Annotated in this window: 25 protein-coding genes; 10 read left to right on the plus strand and 15 right to left on the minus strand. The window is 70.2% G+C overall.

Annotated features, from left to right (window positions below):
• The first annotated feature begins 1 nt into the window (after nt 1).
• The 9 genes from AC07RV_RS37210 (at nt 2) to AC07RV_RS37250 (ending at nt 8,112) form a co-directional block, all read left to right on the plus strand.
• On the plus strand, nt 2-973 hold the full coding sequence (locus tag AC07RV_RS37210; protein WP_296783294.1) for a serine/threonine-protein kinase: 972 nt from the start codon (nt 2-4) through the stop codon (nt 971-973).
• Nucleotides 974-1,012: 39 nt separating this feature from the next.
• Nucleotides 1,013-1,990, plus strand: a complete 978-nt coding sequence (locus AC07RV_RS37215; RefSeq protein WP_296783291.1) for a VWA domain-containing protein — start codon at nt 1,013-1,015, stop codon at nt 1,988-1,990.
• A 16-nt stretch (nt 1,991-2,006) separates the two neighbouring features.
• Nucleotides 2,007-3,332, plus strand: coding sequence for an adenylosuccinate synthetase (locus tag AC07RV_RS37220; protein ID WP_296783288.1), 1,326 nt, complete (start codon nt 2,007-2,009; stop codon nt 3,330-3,332).
• A gap of 112 nt (nt 3,333-3,444) precedes the next feature.
• Complete coding sequence (gene dctP / locus AC07RV_RS37225; protein ID WP_296783286.1) at nt 3,445-4,446, plus strand: TRAP transporter substrate-binding protein DctP; 1,002 nt, start codon at nt 3,445-3,447, stop codon at nt 4,444-4,446.
• 127 nt (nt 4,447-4,573) lie between these two features.
• A complete protein-coding gene (locus tag AC07RV_RS37230) occupies nt 4,574-5,314 on the plus strand; it encodes a TerC family protein (RefSeq protein WP_209544237.1) in 741 nt (246 codons plus the stop codon).
• Between the two features lie 76 nt (nt 5,315-5,390).
• Nucleotides 5,391-5,951: a gamma carbonic anhydrase family protein gene (locus AC07RV_RS37235; RefSeq protein ID WP_296783282.1), complete on the plus strand. Its 561-nt coding sequence runs from the start codon at nt 5,391-5,393 to the stop codon at nt 5,949-5,951.
• Nucleotides 5,952-6,059: 108 nt separating this feature from the next.
• Nucleotides 6,060-6,476, plus strand: a complete 417-nt coding sequence (locus tag AC07RV_RS37240) for an SEL1-like repeat protein (protein ID WP_296783280.1) — start codon at nt 6,060-6,062, stop codon at nt 6,474-6,476.
• The gene (locus AC07RV_RS37245; RefSeq protein ID WP_296783278.1) at nt 6,460-6,666 is read left to right on the plus strand and encodes a hypothetical protein; all 207 of its coding nucleotides are present in this window, start codon (nt 6,460-6,462) and stop codon (nt 6,664-6,666) included. Before AC07RV_RS37240 ends, AC07RV_RS37245 begins: the two co-directional genes overlap by 17 nt.
• A 57-nt stretch (nt 6,667-6,723) precedes the next feature.
• Nucleotides 6,724-8,112, plus strand: coding sequence for a glycosyltransferase family protein (locus tag AC07RV_RS37250; protein ID WP_296783276.1), 1,389 nt, complete (start codon nt 6,724-6,726; stop codon nt 8,110-8,112).
• A 4-nt stretch (nt 8,113-8,116) separates the two neighbouring features.
• Here the strand turns inward: AC07RV_RS37250 and AC07RV_RS37255 are convergent, their stop codons facing one another.
• The 10 genes from AC07RV_RS37255 to AC07RV_RS37300 form a co-directional block, all read right to left on the minus strand.
• Nucleotides 8,117-8,578, minus strand: coding sequence for a GNAT family N-acetyltransferase (locus AC07RV_RS37255; RefSeq protein WP_296783273.1), 462 nt, complete (start codon nt 8,576-8,578; stop codon nt 8,117-8,119).
• Between the two features lie 71 nt (nt 8,579-8,649).
• The gene (locus AC07RV_RS37260) at nt 8,650-9,639 is read right to left on the minus strand and encodes a CobW family GTP-binding protein (RefSeq protein ID WP_444814332.1); all 990 of its coding nucleotides are present in this window, start codon (nt 9,637-9,639) and stop codon (nt 8,650-8,652) included.
• A gap of 7 nt (nt 9,640-9,646) precedes the next feature.
• A complete protein-coding gene (locus AC07RV_RS37265) occupies nt 9,647-11,317 on the minus strand; it encodes an amidohydrolase (RefSeq protein WP_296783270.1) in 1,671 nt (556 codons plus the stop codon).
• 48 nt (nt 11,318-11,365) lie between these two features.
• Entirely contained in the window at nt 11,366-12,400 is a 1,035-nt protein-coding gene (locus AC07RV_RS37270) for an ABC transporter ATP-binding protein (protein ID WP_296783267.1), read from the minus strand.
• Entirely contained in the window at nt 12,397-13,428 is a 1,032-nt protein-coding gene (locus AC07RV_RS37275) for an ABC transporter ATP-binding protein (RefSeq protein WP_296783265.1), read from the minus strand. The genes AC07RV_RS37270 and AC07RV_RS37275 overlap by 4 nt, the downstream gene beginning before the upstream one ends.
• Before the next feature lies 1 nt (nt 13,429).
• Nucleotides 13,430-14,350: an ABC transporter permease gene (locus tag AC07RV_RS37280; RefSeq protein WP_093341230.1), complete on the minus strand. Its 921-nt coding sequence runs from the start codon at nt 14,348-14,350 to the stop codon at nt 13,430-13,432.
• 29 nt (nt 14,351-14,379) lie between these two features.
• Nucleotides 14,380-15,354, minus strand: a complete 975-nt coding sequence (locus AC07RV_RS37285; protein WP_208512633.1) for an ABC transporter permease — start codon at nt 15,352-15,354, stop codon at nt 14,380-14,382.
• A gap of 12 nt (nt 15,355-15,366) precedes the next feature.
• Entirely contained in the window at nt 15,367-16,968 is a 1,602-nt protein-coding gene (locus AC07RV_RS37290) for an ABC transporter substrate-binding protein (RefSeq protein ID WP_296783259.1), read from the minus strand.
• Between the two features lie 209 nt (nt 16,969-17,177).
• Nucleotides 17,178-18,629, minus strand: a complete 1,452-nt coding sequence (locus AC07RV_RS37295) for an NAD(P)/FAD-dependent oxidoreductase (protein ID WP_444814298.1) — start codon at nt 18,627-18,629, stop codon at nt 17,178-17,180.
• Nucleotides 18,630-18,657: 28 nt separating this feature from the next.
• A complete protein-coding gene (locus AC07RV_RS37300; RefSeq protein WP_057591954.1) occupies nt 18,658-19,059 on the minus strand; it encodes a nuclear transport factor 2 family protein in 402 nt (133 codons plus the stop codon).
• 149 nt (nt 19,060-19,208) lie between these two features.
• On the opposite strand from AC07RV_RS37300, the gene pdxR reads away from it, so the two are divergent.
• Nucleotides 19,209-20,747, plus strand: coding sequence for a MocR-like pyridoxine biosynthesis transcription factor PdxR (pdxR, locus tag AC07RV_RS37305; RefSeq protein ID WP_296783256.1), 1,539 nt, complete (start codon nt 19,209-19,211; stop codon nt 20,745-20,747).
• Between the two features lie 63 nt (nt 20,748-20,810).
• Here pdxR and AC07RV_RS37310 read toward each other — a convergent pair whose 3' ends face one another.
• The 5 genes from AC07RV_RS37310 to AC07RV_RS37330 all read right to left on the minus strand — a co-directional run bounded on the left by AC07RV_RS37310 (nt 20,811) and on the right by AC07RV_RS37330 (nt 26,072).
• Nucleotides 20,811-22,274: a DEAD/DEAH box helicase gene (locus tag AC07RV_RS37310; RefSeq protein WP_093340402.1), complete on the minus strand. Its 1,464-nt coding sequence runs from the start codon at nt 22,272-22,274 to the stop codon at nt 20,811-20,813.
• 153 nt (nt 22,275-22,427) lie between these two features.
• On the minus strand, nt 22,428-23,309 hold the full coding sequence (ypfJ, locus tag AC07RV_RS37315; RefSeq protein WP_296783251.1) for a KPN_02809 family neutral zinc metallopeptidase: 882 nt from the start codon (nt 23,307-23,309) through the stop codon (nt 22,428-22,430).
• 135 nt (nt 23,310-23,444) lie between these two features.
• Entirely contained in the window at nt 23,445-24,011 is a 567-nt protein-coding gene (dcd, locus tag AC07RV_RS37320; protein ID WP_057591958.1) for a dCTP deaminase, read from the minus strand.
• Between the two features lie 72 nt (nt 24,012-24,083).
• A complete protein-coding gene (guaD, locus tag AC07RV_RS37325) occupies nt 24,084-25,370 on the minus strand; it encodes a guanine deaminase (RefSeq protein ID WP_296784206.1) in 1,287 nt (428 codons plus the stop codon).
• Nucleotides 25,371-25,535: 165 nt separating this feature from the next.
• Entirely contained in the window at nt 25,536-26,072 is a 537-nt protein-coding gene (locus AC07RV_RS37330) for an Rrf2 family transcriptional regulator (RefSeq protein ID WP_296784209.1), read from the minus strand.
• Between the last annotated feature and the right edge of the window lie 249 nt (nt 26,073-26,321).

Raw genomic sequence — 26,321 nt, forward strand, 5'->3', positions numbered from 1 at the left:
GATGCTGTCGCTGCTCGCGCTCAGTTGTCCCCAGTGCTCGGCGCCACTGCCGCGCGCCGCGCGCTGGCGCACCGTCAATTGCAGCTACTGCGGCGCGACCATCTCGCGCGGCGAGGAAACGGTCGAGCGCGCGAGCTTCCGCGCCGCGTTGCAACGCGCCAATGCACAGGGCGCCGAGGGTGCGCGCGTGCTGCGCTGGCGCGGCGCGCGCTACCGCGTGCTGGCGCCGCTGGCCACCGGCGAGCACGGCGAGGTGCTGCTGGCCGAACGGCTCGGCGCCCTGCCCGAGCGCGTCACCTTCAAGCTCGCGCGCGACAAGGACGGGGCCGAGGCACTGGCGCGCGAGCATGCCGCGCTGCAGGCCCTGCAGTCGCTCTCGATGCCGGGCGCCGCCTATTTCACGCGCCGGCTGCCGCAGCCCGTGGGCCTGGGCGCGACCGGTGCCGACGACGGATCGGAAGACGGCCGCCAGGCGCTGGTGCTGCGCCATCCGACCGGCTACTGGGGCAGCCTGCTCGACGTGCAGCGCGCCAACCCGCAGGGCATCGATGCGCGCCACGCGGTCTGGCTCTGGCGCCGCATGCTCGAGGTGCTGGCCTTCGTGCACGACGCGGGCTGGACGCATGGCGACCTCTCGCCCGCCCATGCGCTGGTGCATCCGCGCGACCATGGCGTGCTGCTGATCGGCTGGTCGCGCGCGCGGCACGACGTGGCGCGGGCCGCGGACGATCTCGCGCAGAGCGCCTGGGCGGTGCGTGCCGTGCTGCATGGCCACGAGGGACTCGGCGAACCGGGCACCGGCACCGCCACGCCCGCGCCGCTGGCCGCGCTGCTGCGCCGCTGCAGCGAGGACCCCGGCGAATGCCGCCGCCTCGGCGCGCGCGGCATCGAGCAGGCGCTGTCGGCGGCCTCGCGCGAAGCCTTCGGCGCGCCCCTGTTCATTGCTTTCGATCCTGCGCCGCACGGCGGCTGACGGCTTTTTCTTCTTCTCTCTTCACGACGAGGAACATCCATGGGTTACGGAAACTATTCGCACGCCGCGCACGCGGCCCTGGTCGCGGACCGCGCCGCCAAGTCGGGCGCCGAGGTCTTCACCCAGACCGCCACCCATCCGCTGATGGACCCGCGCGGCCTCAAGGTGCGCGAGGCGCGCGACAACGCCGATCACCCGAACTCGCTGGGCATCGTGTTCGCGCTCGACGTCACGGGCTCCATGGGCGACATCCCGCAGACGCTGGCGCGCCGCGAGCTGCCGACCTTCATGAAGCTCTTGACCGACTGCGGCGTGGCCGATCCGCAGCTGATGTTCATGGCGATCGGCGACGCCACCTCCGACCGCGCGCCGCTGCAGGTGGGCCAGTTCGAATCGACCGCCAACCTGATGGACCAGTGGCTCACCTGGAGCTACCTCGAGGGCGGCGGCGGCGGCACCGGCGAGGAGAGCTACGAGCTGGCCTTCTACGTGATCGCCCAGCACACCGACATGGACTGCTGGGTCAAGCGCAAGAAGCGCGGCTACCTGTTCGTGACCGGCGACGAGTTGCCCTACCCCGCCGTCTCGCGTCACCAGATCGAGGGCCTGGTCGGCGAGAAGCTCGACGAGGACATCCCGATCGAGGAGGCCATCGCGGCCGCGGCCGAGACCTGCCACCTGTTCTTCCTGATTCCCGACGCGCAGCGCCGCCGTCGCTGCGAACCGCGCTGGCGCGAGCTGCTCGGCGACCACGTGATCTGCATGGACTCGCCCGACGACGCCTGCGCGGTGGCCGCGGGCATCGTCGCGCTGACCGAGAAGGCCGTGCCCAGCCTCGACGAGCTCGGCCGCGTGATGGCCGCGACCGGCAGCGTCGACAAGGCGCGCATCAACGGCGTGCTGCATGCGCTCGACGGCTATGCGGCGCTGCTCGATCCGAACAAGCCGCGCCATGCGCCGCCGAGCGCCGCCGCGTCGGCACCGCGCTCGTCGTGGTGGAAGCGCCTGTTCGGCTGACCCCGCCGCGCGCGTCGTGAGCACCGGCGCCACGCGCTATCTCTCGCTGCTGGGCCTGGGCTTCGGCGACTGCGGCAAGGGTCTCTACACCGATCACTTCTGCGCCGCGCTGCGCGCCCACACCGTGGTGCGCTTCAACGGCGGCGCGCAGGCCGGCCACAACGTGGTGCGGGCCGACGGGCGCCATCACACCTTCTCGCAGTTCGGCGCCGGCAGCTTCGAGCCCGGCGTCGCCACGCTGCTCGCGAGCGCGGTGGTGGTGCATCCCACGGCACTGCTCGTCGAGGCCGCCGTGCTGCGCGACAAGGGCGTGCCCGACGCGCTCGCGCGCCTGCGCATCGATGCGCGCTGCCGCGTCACCACGCCCTTCCACCAGGCCGCGGGCCGGCTGCGCGAATGGGCGCGCGGCGACGCGGCCCATGGCAGCTGCGGCGTGGGCGTGGGCGAGACCGTGCGCCAGGCGCTGGCCGCGCCCGATCTCGCGCTGCGCTATGCCGACCTGCAGCGGCCGGCGCTCGCGTTCGAGAAGCTCGAGGCGCTGCGCCTCGCCTTGCTGCGTGAGTTCGAATCGCGGCCCGATCCCGATTGGCAGCGTGAACAGGCGCTGCTGGCCGATGCCAGCCTGTCGCAGCGCTGGCTCGCGGCCATCGAACCCTGTTTGCGCGCCGCGCCGCCCACGGGCATCGAAGCCATCGCCGAGCAACTGGCGCGGCCCGGCGCCGTGGTGTTCGAGGGCGCGCAGGGCGTGCTGCTCGACGAATGGCGCGGCTTCCATCCGCACACGAGCTGGAGCACGGTCTCGACCGCCGCGGTCGAGACCGTGCTGCGCGACGCCGGCCTGGGCACACCGCCCGTGCGGCACCTGGGCGTGCTGCGCAGCTACCTCACGCGCCATGGCGCCGGGCCGCTGCCCACGCACGATCCCGCGCTGGCCGCGCGGCTGCCCGAGCCGCACAACGCCGACGCCGGTTGGCAGGGCGCCTTCCGCCGCGGGCATCCCGATGCCGTGCTGCTGCGCTATGCGATCGCCGCGGCCGGACCGCTCGACGGACTGGTCGCGAGCCATCTCGATGCGATCGGGCACGCGGGCCTGCGCTGGTGCGAGGGCTACCGCGATACGGATGGCGAGACCGTCGCGCAGCTGGCGCTGGGGCCCAAGGCGGACCTCGACCATCAGCAGCGCCTGACGCGCCTGCTCGAACGCGTGCGGCCGATCTACTCGGAGGCCGGCGTCGCGAACACGCGCGACTGGCTCGAACGCGTGGAGGCCGCGAGCGGCCTGCGCGTGCAATGGGGCTCCCATGGCCCCACGCGCCGGGACGTCGCGGACTACGCGAGCTAGCCCCTCGGCCACGGCGGCGCGCGCACGAGGCCGGACAAATCCCTATCGCGCCCGCGCGCGCGATGCCTACCATGCGGCACCGGGCCGATGCCCCGCACCGCTGGGAGACACCATGACGATTTCGACGCCGCGGCAGCGCGCCCGTGGCTGGCTGTTGGCACTCGCTTGCGCCGCGCTCGGCGCGGGCGTGGCGCCCGCCCATGCGCAGGTGCTGCAGCTCAAGTGGGGCCATGTCTATGAGGCCTCGAGCATCTTCCACCAGCAGGCCGAGCTCGCGGCGCGCAAGATCGCCGAGCAGTCCGAAGGAAAGATCAGGATCGAGGTGGTGCCCGCCTCGAAGCTCGGGCAGGAGGGCGACTACCCGCTGATGCTGGCCAACGACTCGGTGCAGATCGCCTATGTCACGGCCGCCACGCTGGCCGAGGGCTATGCGCCGCTGCGCCTGGGCAGCTATCCCTTCGCGTTCAAGGACCTCGACCACGTGCGCAAGTACCTCGCGAGCCCGCTGCTGGGCCAGCTCATGAAGGGTTACGACGAGCGCAGCGGCAACCACCTGGTCGCTTCGGTCTACTACGGCGCGCGCCAGGTCACCTCGAACCGGCCGCTCGCGCGGCCCGAGGACTTCCGCGACCTGCGGCTGCACGTGCCCGATGCCTCGGCCTACCAGCTGTTTGCCACCGCGCTCGATGCCAAGCCGGTGACCCTGCCCTACGTCGGCCTCTATGACGCGTTGAAGAAAAACGAGGTCGAGGCGCAGGAATATCCGCTGAGCACGGTGAAGGCCAAGAAGCTCTACGAGGTGCAGAAGTACGTGCAGCTCACGGCCCATGTCTACGACACGCTGGGCATCGTGATCGGCAAGGCGGCCTGGGCCAAGCTCTCGGCGCCGCAGCAGGCGATGGTCGAGAAGGTGCTGGTCGACGGCGCGAAGTGGACCAATGTGGGCGTGATCGCGGGCGAACTGGAAGACGAGCAGTTCCTGCGCGGCAAGGGCATGACGGTGTCGCAGGTCAACCGGCAGCCCTTCCTCGAGCGCATCGCGCGGCGTTCCACGCCCGAGCAGCTCGGCGCGCGGCCCGGCGACTGGGCGAAGCTGCAGGCGCTCGCGAACTGATCGTTCGTTTCCTGTTGGCGAACCGGCCGCGCTGCTGCACACTGGCGAGCGGCATGCGCCCTGACCGCATTGCCGGGAGCACACCGTGGAATTCCTCCTGGACCCGAATGTCTGGATCGCCTTCGCGATGCTGACCGCCCTCGAGATCGTCCTGGGCATCGACAACATCATCTTCATCTCGATCCTGGTCGGCCGGCTGCCGCCCGAGCAGCGCGACAAGGCGCGACGCCTCGGGCTGGGCTTCGCGATGATCTCGCGGCTGCTGCTGCTGCTCTCGCTGAGCTGGGTGATGGGCCTCACGGCCGACCTGTTCCACGTCTTCGGCCAGGGCATCAGCGGGCGCGACATCGTGCTGCTGCTGGGCGGCCTGTTCCTGCTCTACAAGGCCTCGCACGAGATCTTCCTCGAGGTCGAGGCCGGCGAGGAGCACGGCCCCGATGCCGACGAGGACGGCGGCGCACGCAAGGCCGCGTTCTGGAGCGTGATCGGCCAGATCGGCATCATCGACATCGTGTTCTCGCTCGACTCGGTCATCACCGCCGTCGGCATGGTCGACCAGATCGCCGTGATGATGGCCGCGGTGATCGCCTCGGTCGGCGTGATGCTGGTGGCCGCCAAGCCGATCGGCGACTTCGTCGACAAGCACCCCTCGGTCAAGGTGCTGGCGCTGGCCTTCCTCGTGATGGTCGGCATGGTGCTCACGGCCGAGGCCTTCGACAAGCACGTGCCCAAGGGCTACATCTACGCGGCGATGGCCTTCTCGCTCGCGGTGGAGGCGCTGAACATCCGCGCGCGCGGCAAGCGCACCGCGGCGCGGGCGCTGAAGGCGCAGGCCAGGGCGAACGCGAAGGCGGGCGAGGCGCCCTGAGCGTCGGCCGCCACTAACGCATCCCTGTGGCATTATCGGGTCGACCCCAGTTCATCGACCAGCGACGAGACTCCCCATGATCCGCAAGAACCCGCGCGGCGACCTGCCGCAGATCCACCCGAGCGCCTTCGTCGACCCGACCGCGATCCTCTGCGGCCTGGTCGTGGTGGAGGAGAACGTGTTCATCGGTCCCTATGCCGTGATCCGCGCCGACGAGACCGACGCGAACGGCCACATAGCCCCGATCGTCATCGGCGCGCACTCGAACATCCAGGACGGCGTGGTGATCCATTCCAAGTCGGGCGCGCCGGTCACGATCGGCGAGCGCACCTCGATCGCGCACCGCGCCATCGTCCACGGACCGTGCCGGGTGGGCCAGGGCGTGTTCATCGGCTTCAACAGCGTGCTGTTCAACTGCGTCGTCGGCGACGGCAGCGTGGTGCGCTACAACGCGGTGGTCGACGGCTGCGAGCTGCCGCCGAACTTCTACGTGCGCTCCACCGAGCGCATCGGCCCCGAGACCGCCCTGGACGGACGGCCGACCGTCTCGGTGGATGCGAGCGAGTTCTCGGAGGACGTGGTGCGCACCAACAATGCGCTGGTGCAGGGCTACAAGAACATCCAGAACCAGTTCTAAGCTAGCGCCCTCAGCCTGCGCCATAGGCCGGCTGCGGAAATTCCAGTTCGACGCGCCGGCACGCGCGCGGGAAGATCGTGGCCACCGAACGCCACGAAGGAGCCCGCGATGCACCTCTCCCCGCCATTCCCCCACCGCGCCCTGCGCGCGATGCTCCTCGCGGCCGCGTTCGCCGCGACCGGCGGCGCCTCGGCGCGCGACACGGCCGTGGCGGTCACGCCCGAGCAGCGCTTCCAGCTCGCGCTCGAGGCCCAGTCCGCGCGCGACTACCGTTCGATGATGTCGCTGCTGCGCGAGGCCGGCGCCTCGGGCCACCGCGAGGCGCAGGAGATGCTCGGTGTGGTGCTGCTGGCCGGACCGCTGCTGTACGGCAACGGCGTGCCCGCCGACCGCTGCGAGGCCCGCCACTGGGCGCGCGAGGCGGCGCGCCAGGGCAGCGAGGTCGGCCAGCACCAGTTGCACCTGCTCAACCGCGCGCGCAACGCGCCCATGGGCAAGGAGGCCTGCGATGCGCAGCGTTCCTGAGTTCGCGCGCGGGCTGCTCGCGCGGCACGGCGCGCTGGGCCTGCTGCAGGCCTGGCGCATGCTGCTCGCGGCGGTCGCGGTGGCGGCCTTCGCGGCATCGGTCGATGCGGGCAGCGACGAGGCACCGGCCGCGACCTGCACGACCGGCGACTGCGTTCGGGCCACGGCCTGCGAGCATCCGTCGCGCTAGCGATCCGCGTCGAGGCACGGGGACGACAATGGGGCACGCCCCACTCGCCGCCCCCGCATGCCCTCCCCCACCACGATCCTCTCCGTCTTCGCCCACCGGCCGATCGACGGCCTGCTCGAGAACCACGCGTCCTATGCGGCGCGCTGGGGCTACGCGCACGAGGCCAGGGACAGCCTGCACGTGTTCGGCGACCGGCAGGCCGAGCTCTACAGGTACCACGCGATCTACGGCGCCTTGCTCGCGCTGGCCGAAGGCGGGCTGCTGCTGGTGCTCGACGAGTTCTCGGTGGTCTACGGCCGGCAGAAGCTCGAGGACGTGGCACTGGGCCATGACTTCGTGGTCGTGTCGCAGGAACCCGGCGCGAGCCTGCCCACAGCGAGCGGGATGATCCTGCGCAACACCGCTGAGGTCCGCGAGCGGCTGCGGCTGCTGGTGTTCCATCTGTCGGTGAGCGTGGCCGGCGATCCGGACACGCTGGGCAAGTCCGCTGGCGAACACCTGGGCGAGGCCTTTGCCGTGCATCCGCTCGAGAACCGTCTGGCCAACGGCTTCTACAGCAGTATCCAGGCCGTCTGGGACGGCGGCGGCCGCGTCGCCATCGACCAGTTGCCGAAGGTGGTGCCGCTGGTCGCGCATGCGGCGCCGCGCTGGGAACGCCAGCATGGCGTGTGGCTGCCGACCTATGGCTACGACTTCCGCTACGTCAGCGTGCTGCTCGAGCAGGCGCGCGCCTTCGAGGAGGAACGGCCGCTCGACCTGCCGGCGCAGTGGGAACAGGCCGCGCAGGAGGCACAGGGAGGTGCCCGGCACCTGAACCCGCAGGCGACGATCGCCTTCGTCTCGTTCTACGACGCCAAGGTGGCGGGCTACGGCCGCATCCACGAGGACAACCTCGCGCGCTACTGCGAGCGCCACGGCTATGGCCATCACCTCTACCGCGAGCTGCCGGCCTTCGTGCCGGCCGGCGTGCAGGCCAACTGGGCCAAGATGCACCTGGTTCGCGAGCATCTGGCGCAGCACGAGCAGCTGTTCTGGATCGACGCCGACATCCTCGCGATCAACCAGCGCCTGGGCGTGGAAGAGGTGCTCGGCGCGCGCGACTTCGTGATCGGCATGGACCACAGCGCGTGGCCCGCGAACTCGGGGCTGATGGGCTTCAAGCCCGGACCGCGCATGCGGCAGTTCGTCGACCATGTCTGCGCGGCGATCGAGGCCGTGCCCGACAAGTCGAACGTCTACGCGGGCGGTGGCGACCAGGCCAGCGTGCTCGCGGGCATGCGGCAATTCGGGTTGGAAAACGCCGAGCACGTGGTCGACGCGGTCTCGCTCGCGCCGGCGCCGATCTATGCGACCCGCGACAGCCGCTTCGTGCACTTTCCGTCGCAGATCAATGCCTACCGGGCCGAGGCGATGCGGGCCTGGGACCGGTGGAGCCACGAACAGTGAAACGTCAGACGTTCTTCGCGAAGATGATGAAGCCCGTGCGGTCCGCGACCTTGTCGTAGAGCCGCTGCCCCGCGAGATTGGTCTCGTGGGTCTGCCAGTAGACGCGCTTCACGCCGGCCTGCGCGGCGCGTTCGTACACGCCCTCGATCAGCCGCCGGCCCACGCCCTGCCCGCGCAGCGAGGGCAACGTGAACAGGTCCTGCAGATAGCAGGTCGGCTCGATGCGCGTGGTGCTGCGGTGGAACAGGTAGTGCGTGAGGCCGACCAGCCGGCCCTCGTGCTCGGCCACGAGCGCATGCACGGGCTCGTAGGCGTCGAAGAAACGCTGCCAGGTGGCCTGCGTGATCGCGTCGGGCAAGGCCGTCGGGCCCTCGCGCTCGTAGAAGGCGTTGTAGCCGTCCCACAGCGGCTTCCAGTCGGCGTAGTCGTCGCGCGTGGGCGGGCGGATCACGAGGGTCGGGTTCATGGCGTGTGCAATGGCGCGGGTGCGCGTCGGGCGAAAAGCCGGCATTGCAACACGAACGGGCTGGCGCGCGGCTAAGGATTGGCTGAAAACGTCACGCCCAGGAAAAATTCCTCGAGTGCCTCCGCCGGCAGTTGGCCGCGCAGGCCGATCGCGACCACCGCGGCACCTTCGGCATCGAGCGGCGCGGTGGCCCGCCGCAGCATGCCGTGGCGGCCCGCGTACTGGACTTCGGACCAGGCCTCGCCGCCGCCCTCGGCCTCGATCTTCAGCAGGCCCTTGAGCCGCAACACGCCGGGCGGCATCGCGCGCATCCAGGCGCGCAAGGCCTCGGGCACGAACACGGCCGCGGGACGCGCACTCCAGGTCGCGAACTGCGCGCCGTGGTCGGCATGGTGCGCGTGCTCGTGATCGTGGCCGCAGCCCGCCACATCGCAATGCGCATGCGGCCTGGCCTGGCCCTGCAGCCCCGAAGCCAGCGCGAGCGGCAGGTCCGACTGCGTGGTCGCGACCCGCGGCGTGCCCGGCACGGTCGCGTCGAGCCAGGCCGTGGCGGCCGCCAGCGCGGCATCGCCCGCGATGTCGGTCTTGTTGAGCACCACGAGGTCGGCCGACTTCGCCTGCCGCGCCAGCGTGTCGGCCAGCAGCGGGTCGCGCGACTGCGCGGCGACCGCGCTCGCATCGACCAGCACCAGCACGGCCTGCAGGCTCAGCTCGGGCGCGGCCATGCCGATCTGCGCGATGCGCCAGGGGTCGGACACGCCGCTGGCCTCGATCACCACGGCGTCGAACGGCGGCTGGGCGTCGATCGTGCCCTGCAGCGCGCGCCCGAGGTCGTCGCCGATCTGGCAGCAGACGCAGCCGTTGGTGAGCGCGACGGTGTCGCCATGGCGCGCGGCGATCAGGCCGGCGTCGATGTTGAGCGCGCCGAAGTCGTTGACCAGCACCGCCATGCGCAGGCCCTCGGCCTCGGCCAGCCAGCGGTTGAGCAGCGTGGTCTTGCCGGCGCCGAGGAAGCCGCCGACGACCGTGAGCGGCAGGCGCCGCGCCGTCATCGCGGTCATCGCGCCCTCATGCCTCGAACACGCGGCCCGACAGCACCGTGCCCCAGACGCGCAGGTCCTTGAGCCGCATCGGGTCGATGGCCAGCGGGTCCTCCTCGAGCACGCAGAAGTCGGCGCGCTTGCCGCATTCGATGCTGCCGATCTCGCCGTCGAGCTTGAGGGTCCAGGCCGCGCCCAGCGTGATGGCGCGCAGTGCCTGCTCGACCGTGATGCGCTCGGCCGCGCCGAGCACGCGGCCCTTGGGCGTGAGGCGGTTGACCGCGCACCAGGCGGTGAACAGCGGGCCCAGCGGCGTGACCGGCGCGTCGGAATGGATCGCCAGCGGCACGCCAGCGGCGAGCGCGCTGCCGCAGGCATCGAGCCGGTTGGCACGGTCGGGGCCCATGGTCATCTCGTAGTGCTGGTCGCCCCAGTACCAGATGTGGTTGGCGAACAGGTTGGCGCACAGGCCCAGCGCGGCCATGCGGCGGAACAGCGGCGCGTCGATCATCTGGCCGTGCTGCAGCGTGTGGCGGTGGTCGGGGCGCGGCGCGCGCGCGAGCACGCGGCCGATGGCGTCGATCGCGACCTCGCTGGCCTCGTCGCCGTTGGTGTGGGTGTGGATGGTGAGGCCGGCGCGGTGGTAGGTCTCGAAGTCGGCCTCGTACTGCGCGGGCGCGGTCACCCAGATGCCGTTGGGCGCGCCGTTGAAATGGCCGGGCCAGCGCAGCCGTGCCGAGAAGCCCTGGATCGAGCCGTCGAGCATCATCTTCACGAGGCCGTAGCGCAGCCGGTCGGTGTTGCGCGGCATCAGCGAGCGCACGTGCTCCGCGCCCTGCGCCGCGCCATGCGTGCCATGGAAGGCCTGGAACGCGGGCAGGATGCGCACCGCAAAATCCTCGGCGCCGGTGGCACGCTCGAGCACGCCGCAGTCCTCCTCGGTGAGCTTGTTGACCAGGTCGGTGGCGGTGGTCACGCCCTGCATGCAGGCCAGCCGCGCGAAGGAGCGCACGCCGGCCTCGGTCATCGGCGCCAGCAGGCCCGCATTGCCGATCTTGCGCAGCACCAGGAACATCGCGGCCGGCTCCTGCAGCTCGCCCGTGGGCTCGCCCGCGGCCGGCCCGGCGGCGAACTTGACCACGCCCTCGACCTCGTTGTCGCGCGTGATGTCGGCGATGCGCAGCATCGCACTGTTGACGTTCATCAGGTGGCCGTTGGCATGGCCGATGACGATCGGCCGCGTGGCGCTCGCGCGGTCGACGTGCTCCACCGTCATGCGCTCGCCGCCGAAGTAGATCGGATCGAAGCCCCAGGCCACCAGCGGCTCGGACTCGGGCCTGCCCTCGGCCTGCATGCGCGAGGCGATCTCGGCCAGGCGCGCGACCACGGCCTCCATCGAACGCAGGCCGCTCCAGACCTTGCCCTGCGGATCGCGCCGGTCGAACCAGCCCAGGTACGCCCAGTCCCACATGCTGCCTTCCTTGAGATGGCAGTGGCCCTCGACGAGTCCCGGCATCAGCACCTTGGCGGCGAAGCGCTCGTCGAGCGCGAAGTCGCCCCAGGCGCGCATGTCTTCGAGCGAGCCGACCGCGAGCACGCGCCCGTCGCGCACCGCGACATGGGTGGCCTCGGGCTGCATCGGGTTCATCGTGAGGATCTTGCGGGCGCTGTAGACGGTGGTGGCGGTGGTGGCGGTCATGGATTCGGGAAGGAGGATGGACGGGCGCGACGCGATGTTCGCGCGGATTCAATCGGCCTGCAGGCGCAGGGGCGGCAGCGGCAGGCCGTCGGCCAGCCCGACGCGGCGGCAGCGCACCCAGTGGCCGGGCACCACCTCGCGCAGCGGCGGCGGCTCGGCCGCGCAGGCCGGCTCGGCCACCGGGCAGCGGCCGGCGAAGCGGCAGCCGTGCGGCGGATCGATCGGGCTCGGCGGATCGCCCGTGAGCTTGATGCGGCCCGCGGCGCGGCGCCGGCCGCCGCCCACGGTGGGCACGGCCGACATCAGCGCCACGCTGTAGGGATGCAGCGGCTGCGCGAAGAAGGCGCGCCGCGGCGCGCGCTCCACGATCTGGCCGAGGTACATCACGGCGATGTCGTCGCAGATGTGCTCGACCACCGCCATGTCGTGCGAGATGAACAGGTAGGTCAGGCCCAGCTCGCGCTGCAGCCGCGCGAGCAGGTTGAGGATCTGCGCGCGGATCGCGATGTCGAGCGCCGACACCGGTTCGTCGCAGACCACGAGCTCGGGGTTGGTGGCGAGCGCGCGCGCGATGTTGATGCGCTGTCGCTGGCCACCCGAGAACTGGTGCGGAAACAGCTGCTGCTGCTCGGGCCGCAAGCCCACGGCCTCGAACAGCTCGGCCACGCGGCGCGTGCGCTGCTCGGGCGTGCCCACCTGCATCAGGTCGAGCGGCGCGCGCACCGCGGCACCGGCGCGCTCGCGCGGGTTGAGCGAGGAGAACGGATCCTGGAAGATGATCTGCATGCGCGTGCGCGAACGGCGCAGCGCCTCGCCCTCGAGCGCGCCGAGGTCGGTGTCGCCGAGCCGGATGCGGCCACCGGTCAGCGGCGACAGCCGCATCACGGCGAGCGCGGTGGTGGTCTTGCCCGAGCCCGATTCGCCGACCACCGCGAGCGTGCGGCCGCGGCGGATCTCGAAAGACACGCCGTCCACCGCCTTCACCACCTCGGGCTTGCGGCCCCAGCCGGCCCTGGCGCGCGGGAAGTGCACCTGCAGATCGTCGACCGCGAGCAGCGTGTCCGCCGGTTCGATGAGGCTCATACCGTCTCCTCCGCCAGCGCTTCGGCATGCAGCCAGCAGGCCGAGCCGTGCGACGTGCCGCCATCGCCGTCGCCGGCCAGCGCGAACATCGGCGGCACCGCGTGCGCGCAGCGCGGCATGGCATGCCGGCAGCGCTCGCGGAAGGCGCAGCCGCTGCCCAGTTCCCAGATCGAAGGCACGACGCCAGGGATCTCGGCGAGGTCCTCGCGCGTGTCGTCGTCGAAGGCCGCGCTGCTGCCGAGCTCGGGCAGGCAGTCGATCAGGCCGCGCGTGTAGGGATGGCCGGGCGCGGACAGCACCTGGTCGGCGCTGCCCTGCTCGATCACGCGGCCCGCATACATCACCATCACGCGGTCGGCCATCTCGGCCACCGCGCCCATGTCGTGCGTGATCAGCAGGATCGCCGTGCCCTTCTCGCGCTGCAGATCGCGCAGCAGATCGAAGATCTGTGCCTGCACCGTCACGTCGAGCGCGGTGGTGGGTTCGTCGGCGATCAGGATGTCGGGCCGGCAGGCCAGCGCCATCGCGATCATCACGCGCTGGCGCATGCCGCCCGAGAGCTGGTGCGGATACTCGTCCACGCGCCGCTCGGGCGCGGGGATGCCGACCTGACGCAGCATCTCGATGGCGCGTTCGCGCGCGGCCCGCGCATCGAGGCCCGCATGCAGCCGCAGCGATTCGCCGATCTGGTCGCCCACGCTGAACACCGGGTTCAGCGAGGTCATCGGCTCCTGGAAGATCATCGAGATGCGGTTGCCGCGCACCTCGCGCATGCGTGCGTCGGTGGCGCGCACCAGGTCCTCGCCCTGGAACAGCACGCGTCCGTCGCGGATGCGCCCCGGCGGCGAGGGAATGAGCCGCAGCAGCGCGAGGGCGGTCATGCTCTTGCCGCAGCCCGACTCGCCGACCACGCACAGCGTCTCGCCGGCGCGCAGCTCGAAGTCCACGCCGTTGAGCACCAGCGCCTGGCCGCGCCGGGTCCGGAATTCGACGTGCAGGTCCTGCACGCGCAGCAGTGCCTCGCTCATCTCAGCGCTCCCTCAGCTTGGGGTTGAGGGCATCGTTGAGGCCGTCGCCGATCAGGCTGACCGCGAGCACGGTGACGAAGATCGCGGCGCCCGGAAAGGCCACGGCCCACCAGCACGACAGCACGTACTGGCGGCTCGAGCCGATCATCAGGCCCCAGCTCATCTGGTTGGGATCGCCCAGGCCGAGGAAGGACAGCCCGGCCTCGAACAGGATCGCCGCGCCGATCGCCAGCGTGGCCGACACCACCAGCGGCGGCAGCGCATTGGGCAAGATCACCTTCCAGATGATGCGGGCGTCGCGCGCGCCGATGGCGCGCTCGGCGCGCACGAACTCCAGCCCGCGGTACTTGAGGAACTCCGCGCGCGTGAGCCGCGCGGTGCCGGTCCAGCTCACGACGCCGATGGCCAGCGTGACCGTGACCAGCGTGGGCGAGAACAGCGTCACCACCACCATCGCGAACAGCAGCGCGGGCAGCACCTGGAAGAACTCGGTGATCTTCATCAGCACCGCGTCGACCTTGCCGCCGTAGTAGCCGGCGAAGGCGCCGAGCGTGATGCCGATCAGCACCGACAACAGCGCCGCCACCGCGCCCACCAGCAGGGTGGCGCGGCCGCCGTAGATCAGCGCGGTGAGCACGTCGCGCCCGAGGTAGTCGCTGCCGAGCCAGGCCTCTTCGCTGAACGGCGGCGTGAGCGGCGCGGCCTTGATCTCGAAGGGATCGGCCGGATAGAGCCAGGGGCCGGCGATCGCGACCGCGAGCACGATCAAGAGCAGCACCATGCCGGCGATGGCCGCGGGGTTGCGCAGGAACATGCGCGCGGCCTCGATGCCGGGGTGTTCGGCGCGCGGGCCGGCGGTGGCGCTCGTGCGCGCGGGCGCCGCCGGCTTCGCGGCCGGCGCCGGGTCTGGGTCGAGGGTCATCGTGGAGGTCGCATTCATCGGGGGAGGCGTCACGCGGTCTTGATGCGCGGATCGATCAGGCGGTAGCAGAGGTCCGTGAGCTGGTTCATCACCACCACCACGATGGAGGAGAACAGCAGCACGCCGAGGATGGTCGGGTAGTCGCGCCGCAGCACCGAGTCGAAGGCCAGGCGGCCGAGCCCCGGCCAGTTGAAGACGGTCTCGACCAGGATCGCGCCCGCGAGCACGTTGCCGAACTGCAGCCCGAGCACCGTCACCACCGGCAGCAGCGCGTTGCGCAGCGCATGCTTGTAGAGCACCACGCGCTCGGCCAGGCCCTTGGCGCGCGCGGTGCGGATGAAGTCGGAGCCGAGCACGTCGAGCATCGAGGAACGCGCGAGCCGGCTGTACTGCGCGAGATAGACCAGGCTCAGCGTGATCGTGGGCAGCACCAGGTGGTGCGCGACGTCGAGCACGTCGGCCAGGCCGCCGCCGGTGGCGTCGATGGAGCGCATGCCGGCCACCGGCAGGATCGGGAACACCGAGGCCAGCAGGATCACCAGCATGATGCCGATCCAGAACACCGGCGCCGCGAAGCCCACCAGCGACAGCACGGTGATGAACTGCGACAGCAGCCCGTTGGGCCGGCGCGAGGACAGCACGCCGAGCGCCGTGCCGACCACGAAGGCCAGCAGCACCGAACTCAGCACCAGCAGCAAGGTGGCGGGCACGCGCTCGGCGATCATCTGCGTGACCGGCAGGTTGAAGAAGTACGAATAGCCGAGGTCGCCGCGCAGCACCTTGCCGAGGTAGACGCCGAGCTGCACCGGCAGCGGCCGGTCGAGGCCGTACTGCGTGCGCAGCTCGGCCATGAGCTCGGCCGACATGCCTCCGCTGGCGCCCGCGATGGTCTCGACCGGGTCGCCGGGCGCCGCGTGCACCAGCACGAAGTTCAGCACCACCACCGCGAGCACCAGGGCGAGGCCCTGCAGCAGGCGCGAGGCGGCGTAGCGGAGCATGCCCATGTGCGCCCCGCCTTACTTGAAGTAGACCTCGTCGAGCGGCGACAGCGGCCCCCAGATGGTGGTGGGCACGTTGCCGACCTTCTTGCTGGTGATCGTGTGGTAGGGCACCTGGTTGATGAACTCGATCGGCAGCTCGTCGGTCACGATCTTCTGGAAGGTGGCGTAGTAGGCCTTGCGCTGCGTCGGGTCGGTCAGGCCGCCGGCGGTGTTGAGCAGCTCGTCGACCTTCGGGTTGGCGTAGGACTGGGTGTTGGTCCAGACGATGGGCTTGATATTGGTCGACAGGTAGGTGCGGTGCACGCCGATGATCGGATCGCCCCAGTTGAAGACCGCGTCCATCGACATGTCGAAGTCGTGCGTGGCCAGGCGCTTGGCCCAGGCCGGGAAGTCGGCCGAGGCGCGCACCTCCACCGTGATGCCCACCTTCTTGAGCTGGCCGCGCACGTACTCGGCCACGTTCTTCTGCTGGTCGTCGCCGCCGGGCAGGTAGTCGATGGTGAGCTTGAAGCGCTCGCCGTTGGCGCCGGCCTTGTAGCCCGCGGCATCGAGCATCTCGCCGGCCTTCTTGAGGTCGAGCGGATAGCGCACCAGGTCGTTGACCGCGAACGGGCTGCTGGCCACCAGCGGGCCGTCGGACACGGTGGCGAAGCCGCCCATCAGCGCCTTGGTGATGAAGTTCTTGTCGATCGAGTGCGCGATGGCCTTGCGCACCTGCAGGTCGGACAGCGGCTTCTTCGCGGTGTTGAAGGCCAGCCAGTTGAGCGGGCCGATGCCGTCGTAGCCCTTGGGCGTGAGCGACACGTGCGGGTCGTTGGCGAAGCGCTTGAGGTCGGTGGGCAGCGTCGCGAAGGGCAGCATCTGGATGTCGCCGCGCTCCACGCCCAGCACCAGGCTCGCCATGTCGGGCGTGATGCTCACGATGACCTTGTCGAGGTAGGGCTTGTTGGGCAGGAAGAACTTGTCGAAGCGCTCCATCACGATGCGCTGCGAGGGCTTGAACTCGGTGACGCGGAACGGGCCCGAGCCGACCACGTCGGTGCTGTTGCGCGGATGGTTTTTGAGGTCGGTGCCGTCGCCGTAGATGTGCTTGGGCAGGATCGGGCACAGCGCGGGCGACATCGCGAGCACGATCGCCGGATGCGGCGCGCTCATGCGGATGATGGCGGTGTAGGGATCGGGCGTGTCGACCTTCTCGACCGGGCCCAGCATGGTGGTGAAGGGATGGTTGGCCTTGATGGCCATGATCGAGAACGCGACGTCGGCCGAGGTGATGGGCTTGCCGTCGTGGAACACCGCGTTCTTGCGCAGGTTGAGCGTGAGCGACTTCGCGTCGTCGGCGAGCTTCCACGATTCGGCCAGATAGGGCTGCGGGTTCCACTTGTCGTCGAAGCGCAGCGGGCTCGCGAAGATCTGCGCCGAGGGCAGCGCGGTCGCGATGCCCGACTGCACGGCGCCGTTGAGGTGGCGCGGCGTCTGCGTGCTGCCGATCACCAGCGTGCCGCCACGCTTGGGTTCTTGCGCCGCGGCGGGCAGGGAGCACAGCGCGAGCGCGGCCAGCGAGGCCGCCGACAACAGGGTGACACGGCGCGTGAAGCGGGAAAGCGGAAACGGCATGCGGGACCTCTGGATGGCTACTCGAAGAAGAAGCGGCGCGCGGTGTGGCGCCGACGAGATCGACGATAGGCCCGCGAGCAGGTGCCACGAAGAGCCACGTGGCACCGATCCGCAGGGCCAGACGCTGCGGGTTTGCCCCGTTGTGCGGCGTGCGATGCGCCGTTTGCGGGAAGGCGCACCGGATGCGGGAGCGCGATGGCGCTCGCGCGCTACTTCTCGTCCTTGAGCCAGTACCACTTGTAGAGCATGCGCTGGCCCATGCGGCGGAACGGCGCGAAGGCCTGCGACTCGACCAGGCCCATCACGTTGGGGAAAGGCAGCGGCGAATCGTAGATCGGCAGCTCGAACACCTCGCGGCCCGCATCGCGGCCCGCGATGCGCTCGGCCAGGCGCTTGCCGGCCCAGGTCGAGAACGAGACGCCGTTGCCGCCATAACCCACCGCGTACCAGATCTTCTTCGACGCATCGGGCTGCGTGATGCGCGGCATCATGTCGTGGCTCATGTCGACCCAGCCCCACCACGAGTGGTCGATGCGGATGTTGGCGAGCGGCGGGAACTTGCGCGCGATCGCGTCGGTGAGCAGCTTGAGGTGCACCGGTGCTTCGGCATCGGCGCCGCTGACCGAGCTACGGCTGCCGATCTGCAGCCGGTTGCCCTCGAGCAGCCGGTAGTAGAAGCGCAGCGTGCGCGTGTCGGTGAGGAAGGTCTTGGAGCGGAAGTTGGTGGCCTTCAACTCGGCCTCGGTGAGCTCGCGCGTGACCACCGAGTTCGAGAGGATCGGCATCACGCGGTTCTTCAGCAGCGGGCTCAGCGCCTGACCCGTGTAGCCGCCGGTGCACACCGCCACGCGGCGCGCGCGCACCGTGCCGCCGGGCGTGCGCAGGTGGTGCACGCCGTCGATGGTCTGCCAGCCCTGCACCGGGCTCGAGGTGTGGACCTTCACACCGAGCGCGCGCGCGCGCCGCAGCAGCCCGAAGGTGAACTTCAGCGGATGGATGCCCACGCCCTCGGCCTCGAACATCGCGCCCACGGTCTCGCGCTCGTCGCAGTAGTCGCTGCGCACTTCCTCGGCGCTCATCATGCGCGTGGCATAGCCGAAGGTGTCGCGCATCAGCGCGGCCTCGGCGGCGAGCACCGGCAGCTTCTCGCGGCGGTGCGCGAGGTAGAGGTGGCCGCCGTCGAAGGCATCGCAGTCGATCTGCTGCGTGAGCGCCTTGAAGTTCTCGAAGCCCGCGCGGATCTCGGCGTCGAGCTTCTTCGCGGTATCGAAGCCCCAGCGCGCGATCCACTGCGAGCGCTTGAGGCGGCCGCTGGCGTTCTGGCCCTGCCCGCCGCTGCGGCTCGAGCAGCCCCAGGCCGCCTGGTTGGCCTCGAGCACGGTGGCGCGGATGCCGTGCTCCTGCGCGAGGTAGAGCGCGGTCGACATGCCGGTGGCGCCCGAGCCCACGATCGCCACGTCGACGTCGATGTCCTGCACCAGCGGGCCGTCGTCCTCGGGCGGCGTGCCCGCGCTCGCGACCCACCAGGTGGGCGCATAGGCGCGGCCGGCGCCGGGGTCGGGCGCGAGCAGCGGGTCGTAGCGCGGGTCGTAGGGCCGCGAGGGCGTGGCGGGCACGGCCTCGGGGGCGGTGAAGGACGTGGCGGTGCCGGTCATCGTCATGGGCGCTCCGAAGAAGGCGTGGCGCGGACTACTTCGCCGCGGGCAGGTTCGGGCGTGCCTTGCGGAACACGTTCTTGAGCTGGATCTTCCCGTCCTTGAAGGTGAAGACGTCGATGCCGTCGGTCTCGATGCGGCTGCCGTCGGCGGCGGTGCCGGTGAAGGTCCACTGCGAGGTGCCGAAGTCGCCGTGCACGAAGTGCACGCCGTCGATCCACTGCGCGTCGGGCACGGCCTGCCAGGCCGCCGCGAAGGCCTTGCGCACGGCCTCGGTGCCCGTGTGGCGGGTGCCGCAGGCATCGGGGCCGGCGGCGGTCTGGAACACGCAGTCGTCGCTCATGAAGCTCATCAGCGCATCGATGTCGTGGCGGTTCCAGGCCGCGCTGAAGGCGGCGAGGGTGTCGGTGGTCACGGGCGGGAAGGAAGAGGACATGGCGCTCGGATGAAAGTCTTTGGGGAATGAATGGAGCCGAGGGTAGGCAGCGGGCGGGGTGCGCGATAGGGCCAGATGCGGGGATTCGACCGAGCCAGAGCGCACCGCCCTGCGCGCCAGCGCAAGCCCTGCCCTAAACTGCGGCGACCATGGCGAGCCATCCCCGAGCCACCCAGTGGGCACAGCTCTTCGCGCTGCCCGACCAGCCCGCGCTGCCGCTGCAGGCGCGGCTGCGCGCCGCGGTGGTGCAGGCCATCCTCGAGGACCACCTGAGCGCGGGCGCCTCGCTGCCCTCCTCGCGCGAGCTCGCGGTGCTGCTGGGCCTGAGCCGCAACACCGTGACCTCGGCCTACCTGCAGCTGATCGACGAAGGCTTTCTCGAGGCGCGTCCGCGCAGTGGCGTGTTCGTGGCGCGCAATGCGCGCCCGCCCGCGGCGGCACCGGCCGAACCGCTGGTGGGGCGCAGCGGGCAGTCGGGCCAGCCGCCCGACTGGTCGGCGCGCGTGCTGCGCTCGCTGGTGGACCAGCCCACGCTGTCCAAGCCCGAGCGCTGGCGCGACTATCCCTATCCCTTCGTCTACGGCCAGCACGACCCGCTGCTATTTCCGACCGAGGACTTCCGCGAGTGCTGCGCGCGCAGCCTGGCGCGTTCGCAGCTGCAGCACTGGACGCCCGACTTCGAGACCGACGACGTGCCCGACCTGATCGAGCAGATCCGCACGCGCCTGCTGCCCAAGCGCGGCGTGTTCGCGCTCAAGGAGGAGATCATCGTCACGCTCGGCGCGCAGCATGCCTACTACCTGCTGGCCGACACGCTGTTCGACACCCACACGCGCGTGGGCCTCGAGGAGCCCGGCCATCCGCATGCGCGCAACAGCTTCTCGCTGCGCCAGCCCAAGTGGGTGGAGGTGGCGGTGGATGAAGACGGGCTGGTGGTCGATGCGCTGCCCGCGGCCGACTACCTGTTCGTCACGCCCTCGCACCAGAGCCCGACCACCGCCACGCTGAGCCTGGAGCGCCGCCAGTGGCTGCTGCGCAAGGCCGAGCTGCAGGACTTCGTGATCATCGAGGACGACTACGAGGCCGAGAACCTCTACGAGGGCACGCCGATGCCGGCGCTCAAGAGCCTGGACAAGACCGGGCGCGTGATCTACGTGGGCTCGGTGTCGAAGAGCCTGTCGCCCGCGCTGCGGCTGGGCTTCATCGTGGCGCCGCGCGCGCTGATCAAGGAGCTGCGCGCCATCCGCCATGCGATGGTGCGGCATCCGAGCGCCTTCCTGCAGCATGCCTATGCGCTGTTCCTCTCGCTGGGCCATCACGAGTCGCATGCGCGGCGCGTGAACCACGCGATGCAGGAACGGCTCGCGCTGGCGGCGCAGGCGCTGCGCGACCACCTGCCCGATTTCGAGTTCAGGCTGCCGCAGGGCGGCGCGTCGCTGTGGGTGCGCGCGCCGGCCTGGGTCGATGCGGGCGAGCTGTCGCTGATGGCGCGCAGCCACGGCGTGCTGATCGAGGCCGGCGACGTGTTCTTCGCGAAGCCGCCCTACCCATGCCCCTTCTTCAGGCTGCGGCTGTCGTCGATCCCGGCGGCGCAGATCTCGGCCGGCATCCGCGCGCTGGGGCTGGCCGTGGAAGAACTCGCGGCCGCGCGCGGCGAGCGGCGCCCCGCGGGCGGGCGCACGCACTGAACGAGCGCCCATGAAAAAGGCCGCGACATGCGCGGCCTCGTTGCTTAGCGATCGGCGAGCCGATCAGCTCGGCTCGGGCGTCTTGAACAGCGCCGCGATCTTGCGCTTGCTCTTGATGTTGCTCGACACGCCGGTGCGCGCGGGCGCCTTGGCAGCGGCTTCCCAGGCCGGTGCGGCCTCGCTGTTGCCGGCCTCGTAGGGCTGGTCGAAGAAGGGATCGCGCGGCGCCGAGGGCGCGCGGTGCGGACGTCCGCCGCCGCGCCGTGCATCGCTGCCGTAGCCGCGTTCGCGCGGCTGGTCGAGCACGTCGCGCGCGTCGCCGGCCTCGCCCTCTTCGCGCCAGTGGCGACGGCCGTCGTTGATGCGGCCGCGCGGGCGGTCTTCCTCGAACTCGACCGGCTCGAGCTCGATCTTCTTCTTGATCAGCTTCTCGATGTCGGCCACCAGGCGCGCGTCGTTGCCGCCGCTCGCGAAGCTCACGGCCAGGCCCGAGGCGCCGGCACGGCCCGTGCGGCCGATGCGGTGCACGTAGTCCTCGGCATTGAACGGGATGTCGAAGTTGAAGACGGCGGGCACGTCCTTGATGTCGAGGCCGCGGGCCGCGACGTCGGTGCACACCAGCAGGTCGACCTCGCCGGCCTTGAAGGCGGCGAGCGCCTTCAGGCGTTCGTCCTGGCTCTTGTCGCCATGCAGCGCCGAGGTGCGCAGGCCGTCGCGCTCGAGCGTGCGCGCGAGCCGCGCGCAGCCCAGCTTGCTGTTGACGAACACGAAGGCCTGGGTGATGCCGCGCTGGCGCACGATCTGCTTGAGCGCGCGGCGCTTGTCGTCGTCGGACACGCTGTAGAAGTGCTGCTCGACGGTGGAGGCGGTCTCGTTGGGACGCGCCACCTCGATGGTCACCGGGTTCTGCAGGTAGCTGCCGGCCAGGCGCTTGATCTCGGGCGAGAAGGTGGCCGAGAACAGCAGCGTGGTGCGCTGCTTGGGCAGGTAGCTGAGGATGCGCTGCAGGTCGGGCAGGAAGCCGATGTCGAGCATGCGGTCGGCCTCGTCGAGCACCACGTACTCGACCTGGTTGAGCACCGCGTTCTTGGCCTCGATGTGATCGAGCAGCCGGCCCGGCGTGGCCACCAGCACCTCGACGCCCTTCTTCAACTCCAGCGTCTGCGGCTTCATGTCGATGCCGCCGAACACCACCGTGCTGCGCAGGTTGGTGTACTTGGCATAGAGCTTGATCTGCTGCGCCACCTGGTCGGCGAGTTCGCGCGTGGGCAGCAGCACGAGGGCCCGCACCGGATGCCGCGCGGGCGAGGTGGAGGCGTTCTCGTGCTTGAGCATGCGCTGCAGCAGGGGCAGCGAGAACGCCGCGGTCTTGCCGGTGCCGGTCTGCGCTGCGCCCATCACGTCCTGGCCCGAAAGCACGACCGGAATGGCCTGCTCCTGGATCGGCGTCATGGTCTCGTAGCCCATTTCGGCCACGGCACGCGCCAGCGGAGCCGCCAGCGATAAGTTGGAGAAGGAACTTGTCATTGAGCCCGCTATTGTCGCACTGCCGCAAAAAACGGCAGTGACCGCGCGATGACAACGCCCGCTTTCGCGGCATTGCTATTTATTCAATAGCAAACAATGGAGCACTGGCGCGCGGTCCAAGACGCCACGCTGTCAGGCAATCGTGTGCAACTCTTAGAGGTTGCGCGCGTTGAAGGTGTCGCAGGCCTGCACGCTGCCCGTTTGGTAGCCGGTTCCGAACCAGCGCTGGCGCTGCGCGCTGGTGCCGTGGGTGAAGCTGTCGGGCACCACCGCGCGCCCCGCGGAGCGCTGCAAGGCGTCGTCGCCGATCTTCTGCGCTGCATTCATCGCGGCCTCGATGTCGCCCGGGTCGAGCCACTTCTTCGACTCCTGCGAGTGGTGCGCCCAGATGCCCGCGAAGCAGTCGGCCTGCAGCTCGACGCGCACGCTCATCGCGTTGTTCTGGCTCTGGCTCAGGCGGCGGCGCATGCCGTCGACCTTGGCCGTGATGCCGAGCTCGTCCTGCACATGGTGACCGACCTCGTGTGCGATCACGTAGGCCTGCGCGAACTCGCCCGGCGCGCCGAGCTGGTTCTTGAGCGTGTCGTAGAAGCCGAGGTCGATGTAGACCTTCTTGTCGCCCGGGCAGTAGAACGGCCCCATGGCCGATTCGCCGGTGCCGCAGGCCGTGGGCGTGGCGCCGCGGAACAGCACGAGGCGCGGCGCATGGTAGGTGCCGCCGTTCTTCTGGAAGATGTCGCTCCAGACCACCTCGGTGTTGCGCAGCACGGTGCTGACGAAGGCGGCCTCGCGGTCGTTGGCCGGCGGCTTGGGCGCCGGGCCCTGTTGCTGCTGCTGCACCGGTGCCGGGCCGCCGCCACCGCTGAGCAGGCTCAGCACGGTGAGCGGATTGATGCCGAAGACCCAGCCCGCGATCAGCGCGACGGCGATGGTGCCGATGCCGATCCCGCGGCCGCCGATGAAGCCGCCGCCACCACCGCCCTCGCCGCGGCGGTCTTCCACGTTGTCGGATTGCTCGTTGCCTTCCCATCTCATCGCATGCTCCTTGCCGGCCTCTTGCTGGGGTTTTGGCCGGTGATCGCCGGATGGTAGCGGCCCCGGGAGGCGCCGGGGTAACCGGGCGTCAGCGCAGGCCGCGCGCGCTCGAGGGAGACGCGCGCGACAACGCGATCAGGTCTTGGGCAGCGTCACGCCGCGCTGGCCCTGGTACTTGCCGCCGCGGTCCTTGTAGCTGGTCTCGCAGACCTCGTCGCTCTCGAAGAACAGCACCTGGGCGCAGCCCTCGCCCGCGTAGATCTTGGCCGGCAGCGGCGTGGTGTTGCTGAACTCCAGCGTCACGTAGCCTTCCCATTCGGGCTCGAAGGGCGTGACGTTGACGATGATGCCGCAGCGCGCATAGGTGCTCTTGCCCAGGCAGATGGTCAGCACGTTGCGCGGGATGCGGAAGTACTCGACGGTGCGCGCCAGCGCGAAGCTGTTGGGCGGGATGATGCAGTAGTCGCCGTGCATGTCGACGAAGCTCTTCTCGTCGAAGTTCTTCGGGTCGACCACCGTGCTGTGGATGTTGGTGAAGACCTTGAATTCGGGCGCGCAGCGGATGTCGTAGCCGTAGCTCGAGGTGCCGTAGCTGATGATCTTGTGGCCGTCGGACTCGCGCACCTGGCCGGGCTCGAAGGGCTCGATCATGCCGTGCTGCTCGGCCATGCGCCGGATCCATTTGTCGCTCTTGATGCTCATATGCGGTCGCTGCTGCGGGGGGAACGGGCGCGAATTGTGGCATGGCCGCCGGCGCGGCCCGCCTGCCCCGCCCTACCCCGCCTGCGAGATCACCGTGCGCTCGACCAGCCGGTCGTCGCCCAGCACGATCAGCGCGAACAGCAGTTCCTCGAGGCCGTTCGCCCGCGCGGTCTTGCGCTCCAGCAGCGGCGTGGCCTTGGGGTTCAGCACCAGGAAGTCGGCCTCGCAGCCCGGCTGCAGGTTGCCGACCACGCCGTCGAGCCCCAGCGCGCGCGCCGCGCCGCCGGTGTGGCGCCACCAGAGCTCCGAAGGCGCGATGCTCAGGCCGGCCTTGGTCTGGCCCTCGCGGCCCACGTAGTAGGCGGCCATCATGGTGTGGAAGGGGCTGAAGCTGGTGCCGCCGCCCACGTCGCTGGCCAGGCCGTAGGGGTGGCCCACGTGGTCGGCCTTGCCGAAGTCGAAGAAGCCGCTGCCCAGGAACAGGTTGCTGGTCGGGCTCACGGCCGCGGCGGTCTTCGTCTCGCGCAGCAGCGCGCGGTCGGTGTCGTCGAGGTAAATGCAGTGCGCGTAGACGGCACGCTCGCGCATCAGGCCGAAGCCGGCATAGACGTCGAGGTAGGAACGCGCCTGCGGATACAGCTCGCGCACCCAGGCCACCTCGTCGCGGTTCTCGGCCACGTGCGACTGGATCCAGGTATCGGCGTACTTCGCGGCCAGCTCGCCGGCGCCGCGCATCTGCGCGTCGGTGCTCGCGGGCGCGAAGCGCGGCGTGATGGCGTAGCCGAGCCGGTCGACGCCGTGCCACTTGCGGATCAGCGCCTCGGAATCGATCAGGCTCTGCTCGGTCCGGTCGCGCACGCCGTCGGGCGAGTTGCGGTCCTGCAGCACCTTGCCGGTGATCATGCGCAGGCCGCGGCGCCGGGCGTCCTCGAAGAAGGCATCGACCGAGGCCACGTGCGAGGTCGCGAAGGTCAGCGAGGTGGTGACGCCGTTGCGCAGCAGCTCGTCGAGGAAGAAGCCGGCCACTTCCTTCGAATGGGCCGGGTCGACGAAGCGGCTCTCGGCCGGGAAGGTGTAGTTCTCGAGCCAGGGCAGCAGGCCCGGCGAGGGCGAACCGATGATGTCGGTCTGCGGAAAATGGATGTGCATGTCCACGAAGCCCGGCGCGAGGATGCGCCCCGGCAGGTGCGTGGTGTGGACCTCGGGATGGCGCGGCGCCACGGCGGCGTGGCTGCCCGCATCGAGCACGCGCTGGCGGCCGGCGGCATCGGGGCCGACGACCAGCAGGCCGTCTTCGTCGAACTGGGGGAGACCGGCGGCGTCGAAGCGCAGCAGGGAGGCGCGGTAGGCTTTTTTCATCGTGGAGGCCGAGCGTAATGCAGCCTCGCGCCGCCGCAATTTCCATGCGCGTATGAGCGCTATATGGCGCGCGGCCTGCGGGTTATCCCGAGGGCAGGGCCGGAAACGGCAAAGCCGGGCCGTCGCGGCCCGGCGGAAAACTCAGACGCTCCAGACCTCGGAAGCTCAGGACTTCGCGAGCATCTTGCCCAGCGCGAACACCGAGTTCGGCACGTTCGTCGGGCGGGCCACGCTGGGCGCGGCCTGGCGCGAAGTCGCGTGGCGGACCACCGCCGGCGCCTTGGCCTGGGTCGCGTTGCGCGCGATCTGCTCGTCCATCAGGTGCTGCAGCGTGACCGAGTCGAGGAACTCCACCATGCGGCTGTTGAGCGATGCCCAGAGTTCGTGCGCGGTGCAGCGCACGCCTTCTTCCTCGCTCGCGGAGGCCGAGGACGGCGCCGCTTCGGCGGCGTCGACCGCGAACACGATGTCGGCCACCGTGATGCGCGCGGCCTTGCGGCCCAGCGAGTAGCCGCCGCCCGGGCCGCGCGTGGAGGCGACCAGTTCGTGCCGGCGCAGCTTGCTGAACATCTGCTCCAGATAGGACATCGAAATCTTCTGTCGCAAGCTGATGGCAGCCAGCGTGACCGGACCGGTGGTCTGGTGCAGGGCCAGGTCGATCATGGCGGTGACCGCAAAGCGGCCCTTGGTGGTGAGACGCATCTCATCTCTCCTTCGTGCTTCTTGTAGACGTGAGGCCATTGCGGCCCCGTGGCGAAGCTTCCTTTGTTGTTATACGTTCTTCCAGAAACTCGACGCCGGAGTATCGGGCCTCGCGGACCGACTGCCGGCAGATCCCGCCATTGTCGGCGAAAGATCTGCCTTTTTGGCACCGGAAAAGCACTGAAGCCTTCCCGAAAACCGGCATAGAGCGATTCGACACGAAAAACCGCATTCGGTTCCCGAACCCGT

The organism is Variovorax sp. GW821-FHT09B01 (assembly GCF_059418345.1).

Bases quoted from the DNA above. Each gene is read 5' to 3' on its own strand.
- AC07RV_RS37270 (WP_296783267.1), bottom strand. From the start codon at position 12,400: ATGAGCCTCATCGAACCGGCGGACACGCTGCTCGCGGTCGACGATCTG.
- AC07RV_RS37215 (WP_296783291.1), top strand. From the start codon at position 1,013: ATGGGTTACGGAAACTATTCGCACGCCGCGCACGCGGCCCTGGTCGCG.
- AC07RV_RS37245 (WP_296783278.1), top strand. From the start codon at position 6,460: ATGCGCAGCGTTCCTGAGTTCGCGCGCGGGCTGCTCGCGCGGCACGGC.
- AC07RV_RS37300 (WP_057591954.1), bottom strand. From the start codon at position 19,059: ATGTCCTCTTCCTTCCCGCCCGTGACCACCGACACCCTCGCCGCCTTC.
- pdxR (WP_296783256.1), top strand. From the start codon at position 19,209: ATGGCGAGCCATCCCCGAGCCACCCAGTGGGCACAGCTCTTCGCGCTG.
- AC07RV_RS37210 (WP_296783294.1), top strand. From the start codon at position 2: ATGCTGTCGCTGCTCGCGCTCAGTTGTCCCCAGTGCTCGGCGCCACTG.
- AC07RV_RS37265 (WP_296783270.1), bottom strand. From the start codon at position 11,317: ATGACCGCCACCACCGCCACCACCGTCTACAGCGCCCGCAAGATCCTC.
- AC07RV_RS37250 (WP_296783276.1), top strand. From the start codon at position 6,724: ATGCCCTCCCCCACCACGATCCTCTCCGTCTTCGCCCACCGGCCGATC.
- dcd (WP_057591958.1), bottom strand. From the start codon at position 24,011: ATGAGCATCAAGAGCGACAAATGGATCCGGCGCATGGCCGAGCAGCAC.
- AC07RV_RS37295 (WP_444814298.1), bottom strand. From the start codon at position 18,629: ATGACGATGACCGGCACCGCCACGTCCTTCACCGCCCCCGAGGCCGTG.
- AC07RV_RS37255 (WP_296783273.1), bottom strand. From the start codon at position 8,578: ATGAACCCGACCCTCGTGATCCGCCCGCCCACGCGCGACGACTACGCC.
- guaD (WP_296784206.1), bottom strand. From the start codon at position 25,370: ATGAAAAAAGCCTACCGCGCCTCCCTGCTGCGCTTCGACGCCGCCGGT.
- AC07RV_RS37235 (WP_296783282.1), top strand. From the start codon at position 5,391: ATGATCCGCAAGAACCCGCGCGGCGACCTGCCGCAGATCCACCCGAGC.
- AC07RV_RS37275 (WP_296783265.1), bottom strand. From the start codon at position 13,428: ATGAGCGAGGCACTGCTGCGCGTGCAGGACCTGCACGTCGAATTCCGG.
- ypfJ (WP_296783251.1), bottom strand. From the start codon at position 23,309: ATGAGATGGGAAGGCAACGAGCAATCCGACAACGTGGAAGACCGCCGC.
- AC07RV_RS37280 (WP_093341230.1), bottom strand. From the start codon at position 14,350: ATGACCCTCGACCCAGACCCGGCGCCGGCCGCGAAGCCGGCGGCGCCC.
- AC07RV_RS37290 (WP_296783259.1), bottom strand. From the start codon at position 16,968: ATGCCGTTTCCGCTTTCCCGCTTCACGCGCCGTGTCACCCTGTTGTCG.
- AC07RV_RS37240 (WP_296783280.1), top strand. From the start codon at position 6,060: ATGCACCTCTCCCCGCCATTCCCCCACCGCGCCCTGCGCGCGATGCTC.
- dctP (WP_296783286.1), top strand. From the start codon at position 3,445: ATGACGATTTCGACGCCGCGGCAGCGCGCCCGTGGCTGGCTGTTGGCA.
- AC07RV_RS37285 (WP_208512633.1), bottom strand. From the start codon at position 15,354: ATGGGCATGCTCCGCTACGCCGCCTCGCGCCTGCTGCAGGGCCTCGCC.
- AC07RV_RS37260 (WP_444814332.1), bottom strand. From the start codon at position 9,639: ATGACCGCGATGACGGCGCGGCGCCTGCCGCTCACGGTCGTCGGCGGC.
- AC07RV_RS37330 (WP_296784209.1), bottom strand. From the start codon at position 26,072: ATGCGTCTCACCACCAAGGGCCGCTTTGCGGTCACCGCCATGATCGAC.
- AC07RV_RS37310 (WP_093340402.1), bottom strand. From the start codon at position 22,274: ATGACAAGTTCCTTCTCCAACTTATCGCTGGCGGCTCCGCTGGCGCGT.
- AC07RV_RS37230 (WP_209544237.1), top strand. From the start codon at position 4,574: ATGCTGACCGCCCTCGAGATCGTCCTGGGCATCGACAACATCATCTTC.